This window comes from Streptomyces sp. NPDC031474 (genome assembly GCF_055581185.1).
In genome coordinates this window covers 8,424-28,908 of record NZ_JBVIJX010000025.1, presented here as the reverse complement: position 1 = coordinate 28,908, position 20,485 = coordinate 8,424, and the positions used below count along the sequence as shown (strand labels likewise).

The window sequence follows — 20,485 nt, the reverse complement described above, 5'->3', positions numbered from 1 at the left end:
AGGGCGTCGTTCTCGCAGGTCAGACACCATGGGACCGGACCGGCGTCCCGAGTTGCGCCACGCGGGTGGAAGGCGGCGGGCCCTACGCCCCAGGCTTGCCCCATGCCCACTCGCCCCACCCCCCGCACCCGCACCCGCGTCCGCCTGCTCGCCGCCGCGCTGACGGCCGTCGCCGCGCTCGCCCTCACCGCGTGCAACGACGGCCAGGGCCTGCGCGACGAGGGCCCGTCGAGCGCCCGCACCCTCAAAGGGCTCGTCCGGCTCGCCGCCTACGGCGTAGGAGATGCCCCCGCCCGCTGCCACGCGGAACCGCCGAGCGGGAACTCGTAGTCGGGCCGCCCGTTCGAACCGCTCGTGCGGAACGGCTTGCCCTCGTCGTCGATCGTCACCGTGCCGTGCCGCGAACCGCTGGACCAGGACAGCTCCAGATACCAGCGCACGTCGTAGGCGGAGGCGTCGGCGGTGATGTAGTAGGCCTCCGGGTCGGACTCGCTCACCGTGAACGGGAAGTCCCGGTGCCCCGCCTCGGGCACCAGCGCCGGCCGCGCCGCGTCGAGGGCGACGGAGAAGGCCCGCGTCGGCATCCCGCCACCGCAGCCGACGCCCGGGTAGCCCATGGCGTAGTCGTTCCAGGCGAGCGGCACGCCCTTGCCGACCGTGCGCACGGTCAGCTTGTCCACGACCACGGTCTGCGCACCGGTCCCCTGCACGGTGATCTCCAGGAACTGCTCCCCCGCCGACACGGCCCCGTGCGCGGACACCCACGCCGGCGCGTCCTGCTCCACGGGCGGCGGCGCGACCTTCTCCGGCCCGCTCCGGATCAGATAGTGCTGGCTGCAGGGGTCCACCCAGGCGTACGGCCGGGTGTTGACCGTCAGCGGGACGGAATCGTCCGCCTGCATCCCGGAACCCGCGCCGGGGGCGGCGACCGACGGGGACGCCGAGCCCGAGGCCGAGGCAGCGCCCGACGACGTCGCCGTCGCGGACGCGGTGGCCGAGGCGGACACGGACGCCGACGGAGACGGCGACACGCCCCCCTTTGCCTTCCCCCGCACGGACTCCCCGGCTGCCGCGGCGCCCCCGCCGCCGCCCTCGCCCGATGCGTCGGACGGCAGGGTCAGCGACAGCACCAGCGCGACGGACCCGAGGGCGGCCACGACACCGGCACCGGCGAGCACCAGGGAACGCCGCACACGACGCGCGGGGCGCGGAGTTCGCGCAGGCCGGGGAGGACCGATCTCCTCGGCCCCCACGCCACCGTTCGCCGCGCTTCCGTCCCCCGCGCCCCCGTGCCCCTCGGGAACCGTCACTTCGCCGAGAACCGTTTCCTCAGCGACGGCCTCCACACCAGCGGTTTCCACGGCAGCGGCTTCCATCGCGGCTTCCACGACGCCGGTCTCGACGGCACCGCCCTCCGCGGCACCGCCCTCCGCCGCGCCCGCCGTCTTCCGCCCGCGCCCCGCGTCCGCCAGCACCCACCGCCGGTGCAGATCGACGAGCTCCTGCGGGGACGCCTTGCAGAGCCGGGCCAGCCGCTCCACGGGCGCGTAATCCGTGGGGATCGCGTCCCCGTTGCAGTAGCGGTGCAGCGTGGACGTACTCATGTGGAGCCGTTTGGCGAGCGTCCCGTAGCTCAGCCCGGACCGCTCCTTAAGCTCCCGCAGCAGCTCGGCGAACTCGCTCGCAGACACCGTTTCCCCACTCTCCATGTCCCATCCCCGCGTTCCAGGGACGGCTTGTTTCCCCTGGTCAAACCCGTTGTGGGCATTCCAGCGTCCCTGATCGGCCGCAGGTCATGGCGGCCGGGACGGATCCCCTCACAAGCTTTGGCCATCGAAGCACATCGCTTCAACCCGCCATCCCGGAAGGGGACTTCATCATGCGTATCCGCCGCACCCGCCACCTGCTCGCCCTCACCGCCCTGACCGCCCTGGCGCTCACGGCCTGCGAGAACGGGACCGGCGTGAAGGACGAGGGCGCGTCGCACCCGGCGTCATCGACGGCGACGGCGGCGGGCTCCGCCACCCAGCCGACGCAGTCCGCGACGACGTCGGCAGGCACGTCCGAGGACCCGGCGAAGACCCCCGCGAAGGACACCACGGGTTCGACCGGCACCGGCGCTCACACCGGCAAGGGGACCGGCACCGGCAAGGGCACGGGAGCCGGCTCCGGCTCCGACGCCGCCCCGACCCGCGTCCTCTGCAACGGCTCCAACACCAAGGTCACCGCCCAGCCGATGTCCCGCCCGCTCAACCACATGCTGCTCACGGTGACCAACACCGGCTCCAAGACGTGCGACCTGACCTACTACCCGATCCTGCGCTTCGACGAGATGCAGTGGGCCCCGCAGGCCGACAAGGCGACGCAGCCGCAGGCGGTGACGACCCTCACCCCCGGCGAGTCCGGCTACGCGGCCGTCCTGCTGTCGGCCGCCGACGGCAGCGGCGACGGCGGCACGACGGCGAAGAAGCTGACCGTCGCCTTCCAGGGCTACACCCCGAACAGCGACGGCGGCGCGTCCGCGATGCCGTCCCTGCCCGCGAAGGGCGTCTACTACGACAGCTCGCTGAAGGTGACGTACTGGCAGCACGACCAGGACGACGTGCTCGGCTGGTAGCGGCCGGATGCGGCGGGCGAACTACCGCAGCTTCTGGGCCGCTTCGGTGGCCCAGTAGGTGAGGATGTTGCGCGCCCCGGCCCGCTTGATGCCGGTCAGCGCCTCGAAGATCGCCTGGTCGCGGTCGATCCAGCCCTTCTCGGCGGCGGCCTCGACCATCGAGTACTCGCCGGAGATCTGGTAGGCGACGACGGGCACGTGCACCGCGTCCGCCACCCTCGCCAGGATGTCCAGGTAGGGCCCGGCCGGCTTGACCATCACCAGGTCGGCCCCCTCCTCCAGGTCGAGCGCCAGCTCGCGCATCGACTCCCGGAAGTTGGCGGGGTCCTGCTGATAGGTCTTCCGGTCCCCCTTCAGGGACGACCCGACCGCCTCCCGGAAGGGCCCGAAGAAGGCCGACGAGTACTTGACGGTGTAGGCGAGGATCGAGACGTCCTCCCGCCCGATCTGGTCCAGGGCGTCCCGGATGACCCCGATCTGCCCGTCCATCATCCCGCTGGGCCCGACGACATGAGCCCCCGCGTCGGCCTGCACCTGCGCCATCTCGGCGTACCGCTCCAGGGTGGCGTCGTTGTCGACGCGCCCTTCGGAGTCGAGCACACCGCAGTGCCCGTGATCGGTCGTCTCGTCGAGACACAGGTCGGACATGACGAGGAGGTCGTCCCCGACCTCGGCCCGCACGTCCCGGATGGCGACCTGGAGAATCCCGTCCGGATCCGTACCCGGCGTACCGAGCGCGTCCTTCTTCGACTCCTCCGGCACCCCGAAGAGCATGATCCCGGAGACCCCGGCCTCCACGGCCTCCAGCGCGGCCTTCTTCAGGCTGTCGCGCGTGTGCTGCACGACCCCGGGCATGGCCTGGATCGGCACCGGCTCGCTCACGCCCTCCCGCACGAACGCGGGCAGGATGAAGTCGGCCGGATGCAGCCGGGTCTCCGCGACCATACGCCGCATGACGGGGGTGGTCCGCAGCCGCCGAGGACGCGAACCGGGGAAGGATCCGTACTTCGTCATGCCCCTACGCTACGCCCGTCCCGGCCCCGCCTTTGCCGACGCCGAGTCGGCCCGCGAGCCCTTCACCGGCGAGTGATCTTCGTCATCTGGACCCGGACACGTGTGACGTTTTTCCGCCAGACAGCGCTCTCTGTACTGGCCGTCTGCGTGTCAGGTGCGCCCTATGCGACCAGAGTTGTGAATACAGGGGTGGATTTCGTCGTGAGTCGACGTCGGCGTCGGGGTGGAACGCGTGCGTACAGACCGCTGAGCATGAAGAGACGGGCCTGGCTGACACTCGGTGCGGTGGTCCTGGGCGGCGGAGGCGTGGTGACCTACGCCGCCGCCAATCCGTCCACCGATCACGCGGCCCGGCCCAAGCGGCCGGTGAAGGTGTACGACCTCGCGCTGAAGGCGTCCTCGGCCGACCGGCGGGAGATGCCGCGCACGGACACCGAGCAGTTCTCGCTGCTCGGCGTCACCTGGACCGGCGGCGCCAGGCGGCTCGTCGGCACCGCACAGGTGCGCACCCGCAGCGTCGCCACCGGCCAGTGGAGCGCCTGGCACGACCTGGAACTGGACGTCGACCCGCTGGACAGGCCGGGTCCGAAGGTGCGCGGCGCGTCCGAGCCGGTCTGGGTCGGCCCGTCCGACGGCGTCCAGGTGCAGGTCGTCCGCAAGAACGGCACCAGCGCCGCGCTGCCCAAGGGGCTGCAGGTCAACCTGGTCGACCCCGGCGTGGCGACCGCCGCCGAGACGAAGACCGGCACGACCGGCACGACCGGTGCCGAGCCGGCCGGCTTCGTGATGGACGGCACGCCCGACCCGACGGCGTCCGACACCACGAGCCCCGGCCCCTCCGCGTCCTCCTCGCCCGGTGACACGGCCTCGGCGTCGCCGTCCGACACGGTCTCCGCCGCGCCCACCGTCTCCGCGTCGCCGACGGACACCGCGCCCGAGGTCACGGCGTCCGCCTCGACTGGCACCGCGTCCCCGACGACGAGCCCGTCGGCCACCGTCGCGCCCCCGCCGACCGCGCCGAAGTCCACGGTGCCCGAGCCGCCGATCCGCTCCCGCGCCGACTGGGGCGCCGACGAGTCGATCAGCCCCGACGCGCCGGAGTACAACAACGACGTCAAGGCGATGTTCGTGCACCACACGGACGGCACCAACGACTACACCTGCGACCAGACGCCGTCGATCATCCGCAGCATCTACGCGTACCACGTGCAGGTCAGCGGCTGGAAGGACATCGGCTACAACTTCCTCGTCGACAAGTGCGGCACCCTCTGGGAGGGCCGCAAGGGCGGTGTGGACCTGCCGGTGCTCGGCGCCCACACCTACGGCTGGAACCGCGAGGCCGACGCCGTCGCCGTCATCGGTGACTACACCCAGACCACCGCCACCAACGCCGCGCTGACCTCCATCGCCCGCCTCGCGGCCTGGAAGCTCGGCCAGTACGGCGCCGACCCGGCCGGGACCGTCCAGCTCACCGCGGGCGCCACCCAGACGAACTACTTCGGCAAGAGCTTCACCTCGGGCAGCCTCTACACCTTCAACCGCATCTCCGGCCACCGCGACGGCTACAACACGCAGTGCCCCGGCGGGCTGCTCTACGACCAGCTGCCGACCGTCCGCGCGTGGGCGGCCGGCCCGGTGCAGGGCCTGAAGGTCACCTCGGTGGCCGGTGGCGCGAGCCTGTCCGGCTCGACGTACTACACCAAGGGCGCCCTCACGGTGAACTGGACGGCCACCACGCCCGGCGCGCTGATCTCGAAGTTCGAGCTGCTGGCCGACGGCAAGGCCGTGGCCACCGTCACGGGCACGGCCACCTCCGCGAGCGCCACCCTGCCCCTGGGCAGCCACACCGTCGCCGTACGGGCCGTGCACCAGTCCGGAAAGACGACGACGACCGCCGCCCTGAACGTCGTGGCGGAGACGACGGCGCCGACCTTCACCACCGCGCCGACGCTCTCCCTGCGCACCGGCACCGTCAGCACCACCGCCGTCCCGGTCACCCTGGGCTGGAAGGCCGCCGACGACAAGGCCCTGCGCTCCGTGCAGCTGCTGTCGCCCACCGCCGCGACCTTCGGCCCGACCGTCACCAGCTCCGTCCGCACGGCCAAGCCCGGCGCCGCCACCACCTGGTCGCTGCGGGCCGACGACTACGCCGGCAACTACCGCACGGCCTCCCTCTCCTCGACCCCGGTGATCCTTCAGGAGACCTCCGCCGTCAAGTCCGGCAGCTGGACCGCCCGTTCCAGCACGAGCTACCTCGGCGGCACGTCCTACTCCAGCGGCTCCAAGGGCGCGGCCCTGACCTGGACCTTCACCGGCCGCTCCGCCGCCTGGGTGGTCTCCCGGGCGACCACCTCCGGCCAGGCGTACGTCTACGTCGACGGCACGAAGGCAGCGACGGTCGACCTGAAGACCACCACCACCCTGTACCGCCAGGCGATCTGGACCAGGACCTGGTCGAGCAGCGCCAAGCACACGATCAAGATCGTCGTCGTGGGCACCACCGGCCGCCCGACGGTCACGACGGACGGTCTGGTCTACATCAAGTAGGCCCCTACCAAACCGGAAGCCGGCTGGGCGGAGCGCTCCACGGAGGAGCGCTCCGCCCAGTTCTCAGATCGCCCGACGCCGCCGCGCCCCGACGGGTGGCCCTCCCGCGTCTCCACCAGCGGCGAGACCCGCACACACTGTCCTATTCGGCGAGCGCCACCCGGGCAAGCTCGCGGACGCCGCTGACGCGGGGATGTGTCCGGCGGAGCTCTGTGACGATCGCTCGCATACTGGGCCGGTCCCGGACCTCGGCAGGAGTCACTCGAATCGCGTTGAGTAGTGACTGTGCGGTCTGTTCCGGTTTCCCCCACTGCCACCAGGCGCGGGCCATGTCGGTGTGCAGGCGTCCTTTACGCTCCGCGGTGGCGAACTGCCCCTCATGGAGCTGCCCGCCTGCTCTGATCGCGGCCCCGGCGTCACCGAGAGCCCAGTGGATGCCCACTTGGTACAGCCGCGCGGACGCGGGGGTGAGGGCGAAGAGGCGCCCGTTCGGCGCTTCGGCGGGCAGTGCACGGGCGGCCCGCGCAGCCTCGTCGATCATCGACAGAGCCTGGTCGCGGTCGCCCGCGCGAGCCGCTGTGTAGGAGGTGGTGCACAGCAGTTGCGCGTACGCCGCCGCATGTGCAGGGGTCTTCAGCCCCGTGGCTTCGACGCGGGACGCAGCATGGAGAATGAGCCGCTGCGCGGCGTCCGCCTGACCCTGATGGCGCAGAACGATGCTCAGCTCACGAGCCGCTGCCGCCGAGGCCGACGGAGAGCCGGACAGGTCCGCGTAGAGGCTTGCCCGGTCTGCGGTGAGCCGTGCCTGGTCGTAGCGCCCGATCTTCACCAGGACCTGAGCCGTCAGCGAGTAGCCGGCAGACAGGCGTGCATAGCTGATCTCAGCACGGTCCCGGATACGAGCATGGGCGGTGGCGAGAAGGTCTGGGAGCGCCTTCAGGAGATCGCCGTACGCACCGGTGTCGAAGAGCGCACGCGCTCGGGCCAGGCGCACGTCGAAGGGCTCAGGCGAACCCGAGGGCACGGGCATCTCTGCGAGGGCAGACTCCACGTCGAGTAGAACAGACACGGGGACGGCCAGCCCTGCCGCTGCGAGCAGCGTACGGCGTCGCATCGGGTCCTCCTCGGTGTGGCGTGGCCCAGTCGGCGCAACTCTAGTGGCTGGCGGCCCAACCAGACCAAGTGCCGCTCCCAGCACATTCGCGGGTACGCCCACTTCGTACGCGGCTCGCTGCATGAGACGCAGATCGCTGACCCGGCCTGGCTTCTCCAGCCGCGAGATGGTGGACGCCGAACAGCCAAGTCGGCGGCCGAGGTCGGCCTGACGCCAGCCGTGCCAGGTTCTGCCTAGCTTGATCAGTCCCCCGGGATCACACCGCGCCACGAGTAAGCGGACCCTGGATGAGTTCCACAAGGGTTCGGTGGTGCGCTGCATCGCGCCTCCCCGACGGCAGAGCAGGACCATCTGTCCACAGTAAGGATTGTGGAACAGCGCGCCTATGGGATGTGCATCATCTGCATGTCGTCTGCGCAGACCGCGAGTTGATGATGCCAAGGGCCGACCGCGTGGTGCTGTGGAGGTGCGGCCCGCCGTCAGGGAGCGGGTACGCGACGGACGGGAGGAGACCCACTGTGGCAACAGCCCTTGAGAGCATCCCCGAGAGGGCTCCCGCGAAGCGGGATCCCAGGGACTACGTCAAGCCGGAGGTCTGGGAGCGGGAGATCCAGCTCTTGATGCGCGACCACCCGTTCGACGAGGTGATGGCCGAGCGGCTGTTCAGCGCGGCCGTGACCTACCTGATCACGGCGATCGAGAGGTGGGGACAAGGCCTGGAGATGTGCTGCGGTCGGGTGGTCGACATCGCCGTCCATGTCTTCATCCTGGACACGAAGAACTACCGGGAGTTCTGCGCCCAGCATTTCGACGGCAGGTTCCTGGAGCACATCCCGGAGATCGAGTTCAAGTACGACGGCTCGGTGGAACGCACGGCGCACATCATCGCCGAGAACGGCTTCCCCGTGGACTGGAAGCTGTGGGAGCGCGACTTCGCGAAATGCGGTCCGTGCAGGCCGGGCGAGAACTGCCACTAGGTCAGTCACGCCTCAACGGGTCCGGGTCCTCCATGCGGGGCCCCGGACCCGTTGGCGTCTCCATGGCGTGTCGCGGGAGCGGTGCGGATACGGTGCGGCACCAGCACCGCTCCACGCCCTCCCAAGGAACCGCATGCCCCACACATCACACGACGCCGCCTTCTGGGACCGCTACAAACCGGACCGCGACGGCCCCACGCCACCCCCCGAGGTATTCGCCTTCGAATGGACGCAGTACGAGGGCCACGGTCCCGGAGCCGAGTTGCTGGGACGGCCGAACACGGCGCTGGAGTTGGGGGCGGCCGAAGGCCGTGAAGCGTCCTGGCTCGCCCGCCGGGGCGTACGCGTCACCGCCCTGGACCTCTCACCCGTCCAGATCGAACGTGCGCGCCGTTGGTGGAAGGACGTTTCCGAGCTGACGTTCGTCGAGGGGGAGGCCTGCTCCTATCTTCGCGAGACGGACGAGGCGTACGACACGGTGTTCTCCATCTGGGGAGCCGTCTGGTTCACCGACCCCGAGGAACTGTTCCCGCTCGTCGCCAAGCGCCTCCGGCCCGGTGGCGTGTTCGCCTTCGCACACGGCGAGACCCCCCACCACCTGCACGGACGCCAACCCATGCACGGGAAGGGTCCCGAGGGGACGAAGATGACCGTCGACCGCTGGTGCCATTCCCCCGAGGTGTGGGCCGATTACGCTCGCCGCCACGGGTTTACCGCCGTGCGGGCAGAGTGCCTTCCTGCCCCTGGCGGCAAGGGACTGGGAACGATCATCTTGACAGCGCAACTGCCTTACTGACCGGGCAAGTTCCTCAACCGCTGCTGATCGACGGGCAGAGTGCTCTTAGTCCGGCAAGCCCCGCTACCGCCCCGGCTCACCGAAGGAGTTGCGGCACGCGTTGAACCCGTCCGTCATCACCAGGCGTCCGGCGCGGCGAGTCAGCACCATCCGAGAAGTACCGGTTCCCAGTCCGTCCCGGGTACCGCTGTGGGGTGGACACATCGCCAGGCTCCGGGGCCAGGGTCACCGGCAGAGCGTGAGATCGAGTTCCGCCCACACCGTCTTGCAGGGTGTCGGCCCGGCGCACACACCCCAGCGGTCGGCGAGCTCCTCCACGAGAAGCAGACCGTAGCCGGACTCCGCAGGCTCCTCCGGGACTGTCCGAGCCGGGACGGGAGGCGATCACCCCGGGTGTCTGTGATCTCGATACGCAAGGTCCCGGCCCTGACGACGGAGAGCGTGAGGCGGAAGCTCCGGCCGGGGACGCGGCCGTGCAGGACGGCGTTCGCGGCGAGCTCGGCGACCACGATCCGGGCCGGGTCCAACGGCAGCCCCCAGCAGCTCAGTTGCTCGACCGCGAGCAGACGGGCGAGACGCGCTCCGCGCCGGGTGGCGGAGAGCGGCACGGAGAACTGGTGGAGCGGGGGGCGCACAATCTGTTGATTCACATGACTCAGCGTGTCCAGCCATGCGTAACCTGTGAAGAAGGGCGGCCCGTGCGGACAGTGTCCGTCCGTGTGGCGTCCGGTTCTGTCCGGACCGTACGGGGTGACCGGAGGCGGGTGTCGGAGTTGAACGCGGCTGGAGGACGGTGGACGTGAACGAGTGGGACGCGGGGCTGGAGGAGGACGAGGAAGCCGGGGTCGTGATGCGGACCGTTCAGCGGCAGCTGAAGCTGTGGCGGGAGTCGGCCGGCCTCACCCAGGCCGAGTTCGGGGCGGCCATCGGGTACGGAGAGGAACAGGTCTCCTCCGTGGAGCGGGGGCGGCGGATTCCCCGGCCCGAGTACCTGGACCGCGCGGACGAGGCCCTGTCGGCGGGCGGCAGGATCGCCGCGCTGAAGGAGGACCTGGCGGAGGTCCGGTATCCGAAGAAGGTACGGGACCTGAAGAGGCTGGAGGCGGACGCGGTCGAGCTGTGCGCGTACAACAACTCGGTGATTCACGGGCTGTTGCAGACCAAGGAGTACGCGCGAGCGGTGCTCGGCGCTCGTCGGCCACCGTTCACCGACGACCAGTTGGAGCAACTGGTAGCGGCCCGCGTGGCGCGGCAGGAGATCGTCAACGACACGACGGCCCGGCCCGTCTTCAGTTTTGTCCAGTGCGAGTCGACGCTCCGTCGACCCATCGGGGGCAAGATGGTGATGCGCGCGCAACTCGAACGCCTGTTGGCGGTCGCAGATTTCCGCAACGTCGACCTCCAAGTGCTTCCTCTGGGTCACGAGGAAAACTCGGGGCTCGACGGACCGTTCAGGTTGCTCAGGCTCACGGACGGCACGACCGTTGGCCACATCGAGGTCGTGCACGTCAGCCGTGTGATTGCTGAGCCGAAAGAGGTGCAACTCCTCGACATCCAGTATGGAATCATCCGGGCACAGGCTCTCAGCCCTCGGGAGTCGATGGCCCTCATCGAGAAAGTGCATGGAGAGACATGAAGCTGGAGTGGATAAAGAGCAGCTACAGCACGTCCAGCGGCCCTGACTGCGTCGAGGTGGCCATCCCCGACGAGAGCCACGTCCTCGTCCGCGACTCCAAGAACCCCCACGGCCCCCGCCTCGCCCTCACCCCCACCACCTGGGCGGCCTTCCTGCCGTACGCCTCGGGGAACTGACAGAGCGAACGTGCGCGGCCCCGGACCCGATTCGACGGGTACGGGGCCTCATGCGCACGGTCAGTCCGGTCCTTGCGGCTCAGGTAGCCCGTCGCCTCCGCGCCCCCGGCCGCCGCTCGCTGGGCCGGCTGACCTGGTCGCCCGCCTCCTGGGCGGCGGCCCGACGCCGCAGCCCGAAGTCGGCCAGCGCCTCCGCCAGCGCCTGCACGGACGGCTCCGGAGCCATCACATCGACCCGCAGCCCGTGCTCCTCGGCGGTCTTCGCCGTGGCGGGGCCGATACACGCGATCACCGTCACGTTGTGCGGCTTGCCCGCGATGCCCACCAGGTTCCGCACGGTGGACGACGACGTGAAGAGAACGGCGTCGAAGCCACCCCCCTTGATCGCCTCCCGGGTCTCCGCCGGCGGCGGCGAGGCCCGCACGGTCCGGTAGGCCGTGACGTCGTCGACCTCCCAGCCCAGCTCGATCAGCCCGGCGACCAGCGTCTCGGTGGCGATGTCGGCACGCGGCAGGAACACCCGGTCGATCGGGTCGAAGACGGGGTCGTAGGGCGGCCAGTCCTCCAGCAGCCCGGCCGCGCTCTGCTCCCCGCTCGGCACCAGGTCCGGCTTCACGCCGAACGCGACCAGCGCCTTGGCCGTCTGCTCGCCCACCGCCGCGACCTTGATCCCGGCGAAGGCCCGCGCGTCGAGCCCGTACTCCTCGAACTTCTCCCGCACTGCCTTGACGGCGTTGACGGACGTGAAGGCGATCCACTCGTAGCGTCCGGTGACGAGCCCCTTCACGGCCCGCTCCATCTGCTGCGGGGTCCGCGGCGGCTCGACGGCGATCGTCGGCACCTCGTGCGGCACGGCCCCGTACGACCGCAGCTGGTCGGAGAGCGACACCGCCTGCTCCTTCGTGCGCGGCACGAGCACCTTCCAGCCGAACAGCGGCTTGGACTCGAACCAGGCCAGCTGGTCGCGCTGGGCAGGGGCGGAACGCTCGCCGACCACGACTATGACCGGCCGGCCGCCCTCGGGCGAGGGCAGCGCCTTCGCCTGCTTCAGCGTCTGCGCGATGGTCCCGAGGGTCGCGCTCCACGTCCGCTGCCGGGTCGTCGTACCGGCCACCGTCACCGTCATCGGCGTATCGGGCTTGCGGCCCGCCGACACCAGCTCACCGGCGGCGGAGGCTACGGAGTCGAGCGTCGTCGAGACGACCACGGTCCCGTCCGACGCCCCGACCTCGGTCCAGCAACGGTCCGAAGCCGTGCGCGCGTCCACGAACCGGACGTCCGCGCCCTGCGCGTCGCGCAGCGGCACCCCGGCGTACGCGGGCACGCCGACGGCGGCCGCGACACCTGGTACGACCTCGAAGGGAACGCCGGCCGCCGCGCACGCGAGCATTTCCTCCGCCGCGTACGTATCCAGTCCCGGGTCCCCGGACACCGCACGGACGACCCGCCTGCCGCCCCGCGCGGCCTCCATGACAAGATGTGCGGCATCGCGCACAGCGGGTACCTCAGCGGTTGTTGACGTGCCGTCAACAACCGTCGGGAGGGGCGCGCCCGTGCCCGGAAGAGGGTCCGACGAAGGACCCGCTTCCGCGTTCACGACGGTGACGCCCGGCCTCGCGTGCGACCGTACGACGTCGAGCACCTCGTGCTCGGCGACGAGGACGTCCGCGTGCGCCAGCGCCTCCACGGCGCGCAGAGTCAGTAGTCCCGGATCCCCGGGTCCGGCACCCAGGAAGGTGACGTGCCCGTGTTCAGGACCAGCGGCTGGAAGAGTGGTGGGGCTCACTGTGCTCGCTCCCCCATCAGACCGGCCGCGCCCTGGGCAAGCATCTCGGCGGCGAGTTCGCGACCGAGCGTCATTGCCTGGTCATGCGTCTCGGGCACGGGACCGGTGGTGGACAGCTGCACCATACGGGTGCCGTCGGTGGTGCCGACGACGCCCCGCAGGCGCATTTCCTTGACAATCTGCCCGTCGGCCAGCAGGTCGGCCAGCGCACCCACAGGGGCGCTGCAACCGGCCTCCAGGGCGGCGAGCAGTGACCGTTCAGCGGTCACGGCGACCCGGGTGAAGGGGTCGTCGAGCTCTCCGAGCGCGGCGATGAGCGCAGCGTTGTCCGCGGCACACTCGATCGCCAGTGCTCCCTGGCCGGGAGCCGGCAGAACCGTGTCTATCGACAGGAAGTCGGTGACCTCGTCGAGGCGGCCTATGCGGCTGAGGCCGGCCGCTGCCAGCACCACCGCGTCCAGCTCGCCGTCCTGCACGTACCGGATCCGCGTGTCGACGTTCCCGCGGATCGGCACCGTCTCGATGTCCAGCCCGTGGGTGCGGGCGTACGCGTTCAGCTGGGCCATGCGGCGCGGCGAACCGGTCCCGATGCGTGCGACCCCGTTCGGGGAGGACGCGGCCAGGTCGGTGAACTTCAGCGCGTCCCGGGCGACGATCACGTCGCGGGGGTCCTCGCGCACCGGTACGGCGGCCAGGACCAGGTCCTCGGGCTGCTCGGTCGGCAGGTCCTTCAGCGAGTGAACCGCGAAGTCGACCTCGCCCCCCGCCAGCGCGTCCCGCAGCGCGGTGACGAAGACACCGGTGCCGCCGATCTGCGCGAGGTGCTCGCGGGAGACATCGCCGTAGGTGGTGATCTCCACAAGCTCGACGGGCCGTCCGGTCACCTGGCTCACGGCTTCCGCGACCTGCCCGGACTGGGCCATGGCGAGGGTGCTTCGCCTGGTCCCCAGTCTCAGTGCTCTCGTACTCATGCCGCTCATGCCGGCCCTCGGTTCTCTGCGTTCTTCTCGGTGCTGTCCTCGGCCCGGGACACGGCGGCCACCGTCTCCGGGTCGAGGTCGAACAGGGTCCGCAGCGCGTCCGCGTACCCGGCGCCGCCGGGCTCGGCCGCGAGCTGCTTGACCCGAACGGTCGGCGCGTGCAGCAGCTTGTCGACGACCCGCTTCACGGTCTGCGTGATCTCGGCGCGGTGCTTGTCGTCCAGGCCGGGAAGCCGCCCGTCGAGCCGGGCGATCTCGCCGGCGACGACGTCGGCGGCCATGGCGCGCAGGGCGACCACGGTCGGTGTGATGTGCGCGGCCCGCTGCGCGGCGCCGAACGCGGCGACCTCGTCGGCGACGATCCGCCGCACCTGGTCGACGTCGGCGGCCATCGGCGCGTCGGCGGAGGCCTCCGCGAGCGATTCGATGTCGACGAGCCGTACCCCGGCGAGCCGGTGCGCGGCCGCGTCGACGTCGCGCGGCATCGCCAGGTCGAGCAGGAAGAGGACCGGCTCGGGCCGCACCGGCGTGGCGACGGGCTCGGGCCTGCGGCGCTCGGGGATGCGGCCGACGGTGGCGGCGAGCGCGGCGAGCGCGCTGATCAGCTCGGCGTCGGCCTCGGGGCTGCGGCGGCCGGCGAGGCGCCGGTCCACGGTCGCGTTGTCGACCCAGGCGGCGTGCTGCTCCAGCGTCGCCGCGTCCATGCCGGCCACGGCGGCCTCCCCCATCACGGAGAAACCGGACTGCTGCACGGCGGCCTGCGGTACGGCGGCCTGCGGTGCGGGGGCCGGATCGAGCGGGCAGTTCTCGTCGGCGCCGACGGAGGTCGGCGGCAGCGGCCGTACGTCCCCGCCCGTGGTCACGGCGTCCTCGGCGAAGGCGACGGGCGCGCCCGTGCGGCCCTCGACGGCCGTCGCGACCGCTTCCGCCGTCAGGACCAGGCCCGTCGCCCCGGTACAGGAGACGGCCACATCAGCACGTGTCAGCTCGGCCGGCACCGATTCCATCGGTACCGCGCGGGCCGGCACGCCCGTGCCGTCCGCCTCGGTGAGTATCTGGGCGAGCCGCTCGGCCCGGTCCAGCGTGCGGTTGGCGACGACGACCTCGGCGACCCCGGCGCGCGCGAGGGTGGCGGCGGCCAGCGAGGACATGGAACCCGCGCCGATGACGAGGGCCCGCTTGCCGCGCGCCCAGTCCCGCACGTCCGCGCCCGCGGCGAGCTGCTCCAGGCCGAAGGTGACCAGGGACTGCCCGGCGCGGTCGATGCCGGTCTCGGAGTGGGCGCGCTTGCCGACCCGCAGGGCCTGCTGGAACAGGTCGTTCAGCAGCCGTCCGGCGGTGTGCAGCTCCTGCGCCCGGGCCAGCGCGTCCTTGATCTGCCCGAGGATCTGGCCCTCGCCGACGACCATGGAGTCCAGGCCGCAGGCCACCGAGAAGAAGTGGTGGACGGCGCGGTCCTCGTAGTGCACGTAGAGATAAGGAGTGAGCTCCTCCAGGCCGACCCCGCTGTGCTGGGCGAGCAGCGTGGACAGCTCGGCGACGCCCGCGTGGAACTTGTCCACGTCGGCGTACAGCTCGATGCGGTTGCAGGTGGCGAGGACGGCGGCCTCGGCGGCCGGTTCGGCGGCGACCGTGTCCTGGAGCAGCTTGAGCTGGGCGTCCGCAGACAGCGAGGCCCGCTCCAGCACGCTCACGGGGGCGCTGCGGTGGCTCAGTCCGACGACGAGGAGACTCATGCCGGCATCACGGCGGGTACGTCCCCGTCGGGCCCCTGGTCGGTGGTGTCGTCGCGGGTGACGGCGGTGGGTACGACGCCGTCGCCCGCCGCGGCCTCCTCGCCGGCCTTGCGCTGCTCGTGGAAGGCGAGGATCTGCAACTCGATGGAGAGGTCGACCTTGCGCACGTCCACGCCGTCCGGGACGGTCAGCACGGTCGGCGCGAAGTTCAGGATGGAGGTGACGCCGGCGGCCACGAGCCGGTCGCAGACCTGCTGGGCGACGGACGGCGGGGTGGTGATGACGCCGATGGAGACGCCGTTGTCGGAGATGATCTTCTCCAGGCCGTCACTGTGCTGCACGGCGATCCCGGCGACCTGCTTCCCGGCCATCGCCGGATCGGCGTCGATGAGGGCCGCGACCCGGAAGCCGCGCGAGGCGAAACCGCCGTAGTTGGCGAGCGCCGCGCCGAGGTTTCCGATGCCGACGATCACGACCGGCCAGTCCTGGGTGAGGCCCAGCTCACGGGAGATCTGGTAGACGAGATACTCGACGTCGTAGCCGACACCCCGTGTGCCGTAAGAACCCAGGTAAGAAAAGTCCTTGCGCAGCTTCGCGGAGTTGACCCCCGCGGCGGCGGCGAGCTCCTCGGAGGAGACCGTGGGCACCGAGCGCTCCGACAGTCCGGTCAGCGCGCGGAGGTACAGCGGAAGGCGGGCGACGGTGGCCTCGGGAATCCCTCGGCTACGGGTCGCCGGTCGGTGAGTTCGGCCAGTTGCCACGGTGCTCCTGCGGGTAGAGCGGGGCTGTAGGCGGTCACACGTACCCAGACCGCCCCGTCGACAGCAGGCTATGTCTTTGTGAACGCGTGCACAAAGATGGTGTCCGTTTTGCCCGGCCAACGTGACCGGGGTCACGCACATCATTCCAGGGGGCAAAACCGCCACTCTCCTCGTGAATCCCGCCCCCGAGACAAAACCGCCATCGATCCTAAGCGACGTTCGGTCCGCCCTTGTACTGCTCGGTCAGTTGCCACGCGCCTCGCCCACGCCTCCTACCCGGCCAGCTCCTTGCGCAGGCGATCCTCGTCCACCCGCCAGAAGGTGTGCTGCCTGCCGTCCACCAGGACGACGGGGATCTGCTCCCAGTACTCGTCGTACAGCCGGCGGTCCTCGGAGATGTCCTTCTGTTCCCAGGGCACGCCGAGTTCCGTGCAGACCTTCTCGATCACGCGCTCCGCGTCGTCGCACAGATGGCAACCGGATTTGCGGATGAGGGTGACCACCCGCTCGTGCGGGGCTGCCTTACGTCGAAAGAGGGGACTCATGTGGGCCATTCTCGCGCTCTTTAACTGCGCGGTCGCGGAGTGTTCACACCCTTCAAACCTCTCGACTCCGGAACCACCGAACAGACTGGCTATGCTCACGCCATGGCCGCTCTAGGATGGCTCACTCCCCGTAGGCGCTCCGCCACGGCGCGGAGCGTGTTGGCAGGCGAGGCCTCGGCGGAGGCAGCCCGCAAGTCGACCCAGGAAGCTCAGGAAGCCCTGGAGTCCCAGGAAGCCCTGGACACCGCCGACCGGGAACCGCAGTTCCCGGTGCACGGCGACACGATGGCCGCCGCCTTCTTCGACCTCGACAACACGGTGATGCAGGGCGCGGCGCTCTTCCACTTCGGCCGCGGTCTGCACAAACGGAAGTTCTTCGAGACCCGCGACCTGGTCCGCTTCGCCTGGCAGCAGGCGTGGTTCCGGCTGGCCGGCGTCGAGGACCCCGAACACATGCAGGAGGCCCGCGACTCGGCCCTGTCGATCGTGCAGGGCCACCGCGTCGCCGAGCTGATGTCGATCGGCGAGGAGATCTACGACGAGTACATGGCCGAGCGCATCTGGCCGGGCACCCGGGCGCTGGCCCAGGCCCACCTGGACGCGGGCCAGAAGGTGTGGCTGGTCACCGCCGCCCCGGTGGAGATCGCCCAGGTGATCGCCCGCCGCCTCGGTCTCACCGGCGCGCTGGGCACGGTCGCCGAGTCGGTCGACGGCGTCTACACGGGCAAGCTGGTCGGCGAGCCCCTGCACGGCCCGGCCAAGGCGGAGGCGGTGCGCGCGCTGGCTGCGGCGGAGAACCTGGACCTCTCCCGCTGCGCCGCCTACAGCGACTCGCACAACGACATCCCGATGCTCTCCCTCGTCGGCCACCCCTACGCCATCAACCCCGACGCCAAGCTCCGCAGGCACGCCCACAACCTCGACTGGCGGCTGCGCGACTACCGCACGGGCCGCAAGGCGGCGAAGGTCGGCATCCCGGCGGCGGCCGGCGTGGGCGCGGTGGCGGGCGGCACGGCGGCGGCGATCGCCCTGCACCGGCGCCGGCGGTAACAAGGAGCCACTGCGCGCCGACGCCAGTACCCGCACCCGTCCCCGTACCCATACCCGTACCAGCGCCAATAGACGGTCGTACCCCCCAGGGCGGCCGTCTATTCGCATTGTCCGCGCACAGCCACAACACGCCCCAGACCACCTCGAAACTCGATCCTTTCCGATCAACAACCGCTCACTCCACGCGACTTGATGGGGCACCAATCAACCACAGAAGCGACGTAATCGAAGTTTTGAGCAACTCGGTGTAGCAGGGCCTGCACGAAGCGTTATTCTCCTCAGACGCAATCCGGTACCCCTCCTGTCGCTACGACGGGTGAAAGGTTCCGCACTGCACGTGATGGAAGCTCTGCCTCTGGGAGTCCCGTGTACCCACACGTCGGGGTTGACACCTCGGGCCTGGCTACGCTGCGCGCAACGGTCGCTACGGTCCAGGACCTGTTGCGCGGCTTCGTCCCCACCGCGTACGCCGTCCCCGCCTTCGCCGCCGCCGCGCCCGTCGGCCCGTGCTATGCACTGGCCGACGGCACCGCGGCGGTCGGCAGACGGGGACGTGCGAGCGGCACGGCCACCGCCCGTCGGCCGGCCGCCGACAGCGACAGCGCTCGGATGATGGACCTCGTCGAACGCGCCCAGGCCGGCGAGGCCGACGCGTTCGGGCGCCTGTACGACCAGTACAGCGACACGGTCTACCGCTACATCTACTACCGGGTGGGCGGCAAGGCGACCGCCGAGGACCTCACCAGCGAGACGTTCCTGCGCGCCCTGCGCCGCATCGGAACGTTCACCTGGCAGGGCCGCGACTTCGGCGCCTGGCTGGTCACCATCGCCCGCAACCTCGTCGCCGACCACTTCAAGTCGAGCCGCTTCCGGCTCGAGGTGACCACCGGCGAGATGCTCGACGCCAACGAGGTCGAGCGCTCACCCGAGGACTCCGTCCTGGAGTCCCTCTCCAACGCCGCGCTCCTGGACGCCGTACGGCGGCTCAACCCGCAGCAGCAGGAGTGCGTGACGCTGCGCTTCCTACAGGGCCTCTCCGTCGCCGAGACCGCGCGCGTGATGGGCAAGAACGAAGGTGCCATCAAGACGCTCCAGTACCGGGCCGTCCGCACCCTCGCCCGGCTCCTGCCCGAAGACGCCCGCTGACCGGACCGGCCCGGAGTCCACTGCCGGTCATCCCCAACTCACCTTCAGTGAAAGTCCGTTGTCTTCCCGAGCCGATCATCAGCTGTCCGTAACCCAAGTGCCGCGCCAGTCGTTGTGCGGGATACAGGCTCCCTGTGGTCACGTCCCGGCCAACCCCGATCACTCGATCGTGTGGAATCGGCCCGGGGCGTGCAACCCTCAGGACCCCAAGGGAGTCGACCGTCATGACGAGAGGAGGTGCCGCCAGTGATCGCGAACGTATCGGCGCACCGGCGGGCGAACGCCTTCGCCCAGGCCTTGGAGGAGCAGTCCGACTGTTCCGCCGAGGGCACGGCGGCCGAGCAGACCGAAGGATCACCGCCGGCACCGGCCGCTGCGGACCAGACCGGACAGGGCCGCCTCCTGGCCCTTGCCACGAGTCTCGCCGAGCTGCCCAAGCCGACACTCGATCCCGAGGTAAAGGTCGTCCAGCGGGCCCAGTTGGTCGCCGCAATGGAGGCCATGCTGCAGGCGGGCACCGTGGGAGGCGAGGCGGCGGACCCTTCGGTGCCGGAGCAACGCTCCCACCGGGCGAGGGGCACACACCGGGCCAGTCCGTTGGGCAAGTTCCGACCGCGTTCCCGCCTCGCCAAGGGCCTCACCGCGGGCGGCCTCAGCGTCGGCGTCGCGGCGGGCGCCTTCGGCGGAGTGGCCGCCGCGAGCTCCGACGCCCTCCCCGGTGACGGGCTCTACGGGCTGAAGCGCGGCATCGAGGACTTCAAGCTCAACTACCTGGCCGACGGCGAGGACGAACGCGGGCGCACCTACCTCGACCAGGCCTCCACCCGGCTGAGCGAGGCCCGGCGGCTCATGGAACGGGGCCGCAGCGGCGACCTCGACCACGAGTCCCTCGGCGAGATCCGCCGCGCCCTGAACGGCATGCAACACGACGCGACGGAAGGCCACCGCCTCCTCCACGAGGCGTACGAACGCGACCCGAACTCCCTGGGCCCCATCCAGGCCCTCGACGCGTTCTCCCGCTCGCACCGCGAGGCCTGGGGCGCCCTCCGCGACCGCCTGCCGGTCCAGCTCGGGGACGTCAGTCAGCAGGTCTCGTCGGTGTTCGAAGCCATAGACGAAGAGGTCGCCCCGCTGCAGTCCCTGCTCCCGCAGCCCCCCGCCCAAGGCGGCGGCACCCGCCACGGCTCGGGCTCGACAGCCCCCGGCACCTCCGACACCGGCCACTCGACCACCCCCGGCAGCACCGGCCAGGGCACCTCCGACGGCACCGCAGGCAGCACCTCCGGCAGCCCCAGCAAGCCGGCCACCTCCGGCACGACCGACGACGGCCTCCTCGGCGGCAACACCGGCGGCCTCCTCGATCCCCCGAAGGACCCCGGCACCACCGCCCCGACCCCGGCCCTCCCCAGCACCCAACCCGACGTCACCCTCCCACCCCTCCTCCCCGGCCTCCTCCCAGGCCTGGGCATCGACAGCGAGGACGCGGAGTAGACCCGTTCGTTACGGCGGTGGGGGGGGGGGGGGGGGGGGGGGGGGGGAAAAGAAAAAAAAAAAAAAAAAAAAAAAAAAAAAAACAAAAAAAAAAAAAAACCACGACCACCACA

The 20,485-nt window shown here is 70.7% G+C and carries 18 protein-coding genes and 1 pseudogene; 10 read left to right on the top strand and 9 right to left on the bottom strand.

All coding sequences use genetic code 11. The features are described from left to right. Positions 1-102: 102 nt before the first annotated feature. A complete protein-coding gene (locus ACZ5SK_RS40480) occupies positions 103-330 on the top strand; it encodes a hypothetical protein (RefSeq protein WP_334578021.1) in 228 nt (75 codons plus the stop codon). Here ACZ5SK_RS40480 and ACZ5SK_RS40475 read toward each other — a convergent pair. After that, entirely contained in the window at positions 270-1,709 is a 1,440-nt protein-coding gene (locus ACZ5SK_RS40475; protein ID WP_468577416.1) for a helix-turn-helix domain-containing protein, read from the bottom strand. The genes ACZ5SK_RS40480 and ACZ5SK_RS40475 overlap by 61 nt on opposite strands. A 170-nt stretch (positions 1,710-1,879) precedes the next feature. Between ACZ5SK_RS40475 and ACZ5SK_RS40470 the strand changes: the two genes are divergently transcribed. Next, positions 1,880-2,617, top strand: coding sequence for a DUF4232 domain-containing protein (locus tag ACZ5SK_RS40470; RefSeq protein WP_334578025.1), 738 nt, complete (start codon positions 1,880-1,882; stop codon positions 2,615-2,617). A gap of 21 nt (positions 2,618-2,638) precedes the next feature. Here the strand turns inward: ACZ5SK_RS40470 and hemB are convergent, their stop codons facing one another. After that, positions 2,639-3,631: a porphobilinogen synthase gene (hemB, locus tag ACZ5SK_RS40465; RefSeq protein ID WP_334578026.1), complete on the bottom strand. Its 993-nt coding sequence runs from the start codon at positions 3,629-3,631 to the stop codon at positions 2,639-2,641. A 252-nt stretch (positions 3,632-3,883) separates the two neighbouring features. On the opposite strand from hemB, the gene ACZ5SK_RS40460 reads away from it, so the two are divergent. Further along, positions 3,884-6,178, top strand: a complete 2,295-nt coding sequence (locus ACZ5SK_RS40460; RefSeq protein ID WP_334578028.1) for a peptidoglycan recognition protein family protein — start codon at positions 3,884-3,886, stop codon at positions 6,176-6,178. 142 nt (positions 6,179-6,320) lie between these two features. Here the strand turns inward: ACZ5SK_RS40460 and ACZ5SK_RS40455 are convergent, their stop codons facing one another. Continuing rightward, entirely contained in the window at positions 6,321-7,208 is an 888-nt protein-coding gene (locus tag ACZ5SK_RS40455) for a transcriptional regulator (protein ID WP_468577414.1), read from the bottom strand. Between the two features lie 602 nt (positions 7,209-7,810). On the opposite strand from ACZ5SK_RS40455, the gene ACZ5SK_RS40450 reads away from it, so the two are divergent. Together ACZ5SK_RS40450 and ACZ5SK_RS40445 are read left to right on the top strand one after the other, a co-directional pair. Next, the gene (locus ACZ5SK_RS40450) at positions 7,811-8,269 is read left to right on the top strand and encodes a glycine-rich domain-containing protein (RefSeq protein WP_468418255.1); all 459 of its coding nucleotides are present in this window, start codon (positions 7,811-7,813) and stop codon (positions 8,267-8,269) included. Between the two features lie 133 nt (positions 8,270-8,402). Further along, positions 8,403-9,065, top strand: a complete 663-nt coding sequence (locus tag ACZ5SK_RS40445) for a class I SAM-dependent methyltransferase (protein ID WP_361708187.1) — start codon at positions 8,403-8,405, stop codon at positions 9,063-9,065. Positions 9,066-9,290: 225 nt separating this feature from the next. Here ACZ5SK_RS40445 and ACZ5SK_RS40440 read toward each other — a convergent pair. Beyond that, positions 9,291-9,715 (bottom strand): annotated as a pseudogene (locus tag ACZ5SK_RS40440) (ATP-binding protein). 149 nt (positions 9,716-9,864) lie between these two features. Between ACZ5SK_RS40440 and ACZ5SK_RS40435 the strand changes: the two are divergent. After that, positions 9,865-10,701 carry a helix-turn-helix domain-containing protein gene (locus ACZ5SK_RS40435; RefSeq protein WP_361708185.1) on the top strand — a complete coding sequence of 279 codons (837 nt, stop codon included), beginning with the start codon at positions 9,865-9,867 and terminating at the stop codon, positions 10,699-10,701. Further along, positions 10,698-10,877, top strand: a complete 180-nt coding sequence (locus tag ACZ5SK_RS40430; RefSeq protein WP_361708183.1) for a DUF397 domain-containing protein — start codon at positions 10,698-10,700, stop codon at positions 10,875-10,877. Before ACZ5SK_RS40435 ends, ACZ5SK_RS40430 begins: the two co-directional genes overlap by 4 nt. A gap of 79 nt (positions 10,878-10,956) precedes the next feature. Here ACZ5SK_RS40430 and ACZ5SK_RS40425 read toward each other — a convergent pair whose 3' ends face one another. From ACZ5SK_RS40425 to ACZ5SK_RS40405, 5 genes are all read right to left on the bottom strand, one after another. Further along, positions 10,957-12,663 carry a bifunctional uroporphyrinogen-III C-methyltransferase/uroporphyrinogen-III synthase gene (locus tag ACZ5SK_RS40425; protein WP_334578029.1) on the bottom strand — a complete coding sequence of 569 codons (1,707 nt, stop codon included), beginning with the start codon at positions 12,661-12,663 and terminating at the stop codon, positions 10,957-10,959. Then, positions 12,660-13,634: a hydroxymethylbilane synthase gene (hemC, locus tag ACZ5SK_RS40420; RefSeq protein WP_334578030.1), complete on the bottom strand. Its 975-nt coding sequence runs from the start codon at positions 13,632-13,634 to the stop codon at positions 12,660-12,662. The genes ACZ5SK_RS40425 and hemC overlap by 4 nt, the downstream gene beginning before the upstream one ends. Before the next feature lie 5 nt (positions 13,635-13,639). Further along, the gene (locus ACZ5SK_RS40415) at positions 13,640-15,379 is read right to left on the bottom strand and encodes a glutamyl-tRNA reductase (RefSeq protein ID WP_334578031.1); all 1,740 of its coding nucleotides are present in this window, start codon (positions 15,377-15,379) and stop codon (positions 13,640-13,642) included. After that, positions 15,376-16,140: a redox-sensing transcriptional repressor Rex gene (locus ACZ5SK_RS40410; protein ID WP_334578032.1), complete on the bottom strand. Its 765-nt coding sequence runs from the start codon at positions 16,138-16,140 to the stop codon at positions 15,376-15,378. Before ACZ5SK_RS40410 ends, ACZ5SK_RS40415 begins: the two co-directional genes overlap by 4 nt. 272 nt (positions 16,141-16,412) lie before the next feature. After that, positions 16,413-16,694, bottom strand: a complete 282-nt coding sequence (locus tag ACZ5SK_RS40405; RefSeq protein ID WP_334578033.1) for a glutaredoxin family protein — start codon at positions 16,692-16,694, stop codon at positions 16,413-16,415. 93 nt (positions 16,695-16,787) lie between these two features. Here ACZ5SK_RS40405 and ACZ5SK_RS40400 point away from each other — a divergent pair, with 93 nt between their 5' ends. The 3 genes from ACZ5SK_RS40400 (at position 16,788) to ACZ5SK_RS40390 (ending at position 20,372) form a co-directional block, all read left to right on the top strand. Next, a complete protein-coding gene (locus ACZ5SK_RS40400) occupies positions 16,788-17,735 on the top strand; it encodes an HAD family hydrolase (protein ID WP_334578034.1) in 948 nt (315 codons plus the stop codon). 366 nt (positions 17,736-18,101) lie between these two features. Then, on the top strand, positions 18,102-18,881 hold the full coding sequence (locus tag ACZ5SK_RS40395) for an ECF subfamily RNA polymerase sigma factor, BldN family (RefSeq protein ID WP_334578035.1): 780 nt from the start codon (positions 18,102-18,104) through the stop codon (positions 18,879-18,881). Positions 18,882-19,127: 246 nt separating this feature from the next. Further along, positions 19,128-20,372, top strand: coding sequence for a DUF5667 domain-containing protein (locus tag ACZ5SK_RS40390; RefSeq protein ID WP_334578036.1), 1,245 nt, complete (start codon positions 19,128-19,130; stop codon positions 20,370-20,372). Positions 20,373-20,485: the final 113 nt, after the last annotated feature.

Excerpts from the sequence above, each read along its gene's own strand:
- ACZ5SK_RS40415 (WP_334578031.1), bottom strand. The coding sequence starts at position 15,379 with ATGAGTCTCCTCGTCGTCGGACTGAGCCACCGCAGCGCCCCCGTGAGC.
- ACZ5SK_RS40475 (WP_468577416.1), bottom strand. The coding sequence starts at position 1,709 with ATGGAGAGTGGGGAAACGGTGTCTGCGAGCGAGTTCGCCGAGCTGCTG.
- ACZ5SK_RS40455 (WP_468577414.1), bottom strand. The coding sequence starts at position 7,208 with ATGCCCGTGCCCTCGGGTTCGCCTGAGCCCTTCGACGTGCGCCTGGCC.
- ACZ5SK_RS40445 (WP_361708187.1), top strand. The coding sequence starts at position 8,403 with ATGCCCCACACATCACACGACGCCGCCTTCTGGGACCGCTACAAACCG.
- hemC (WP_334578030.1), bottom strand. The coding sequence starts at position 13,634 with ATGAGTACGAGAGCACTGAGACTGGGGACCAGGCGAAGCACCCTCGCC.
- ACZ5SK_RS40470 (WP_334578025.1), top strand. The coding sequence starts at position 1,880 with ATGCGTATCCGCCGCACCCGCCACCTGCTCGCCCTCACCGCCCTGACC.
- ACZ5SK_RS40430 (WP_361708183.1), top strand. The coding sequence starts at position 10,698 with ATGAAGCTGGAGTGGATAAAGAGCAGCTACAGCACGTCCAGCGGCCCT.
- ACZ5SK_RS40460 (WP_334578028.1), top strand. The coding sequence starts at position 3,884 with ATGAAGAGACGGGCCTGGCTGACACTCGGTGCGGTGGTCCTGGGCGGC.
- ACZ5SK_RS40405 (WP_334578033.1), bottom strand. The coding sequence starts at position 16,694 with ATGGCCCACATGAGTCCCCTCTTTCGACGTAAGGCAGCCCCGCACGAG.
- ACZ5SK_RS40400 (WP_334578034.1), top strand. The coding sequence starts at position 16,788 with ATGGCCGCTCTAGGATGGCTCACTCCCCGTAGGCGCTCCGCCACGGCG.
- ACZ5SK_RS40480 (WP_334578021.1), top strand. The coding sequence starts at position 103 with ATGCCCACTCGCCCCACCCCCCGCACCCGCACCCGCGTCCGCCTGCTC.
- hemB (WP_334578026.1), bottom strand. The coding sequence starts at position 3,631 with ATGACGAAGTACGGATCCTTCCCCGGTTCGCGTCCTCGGCGGCTGCGG.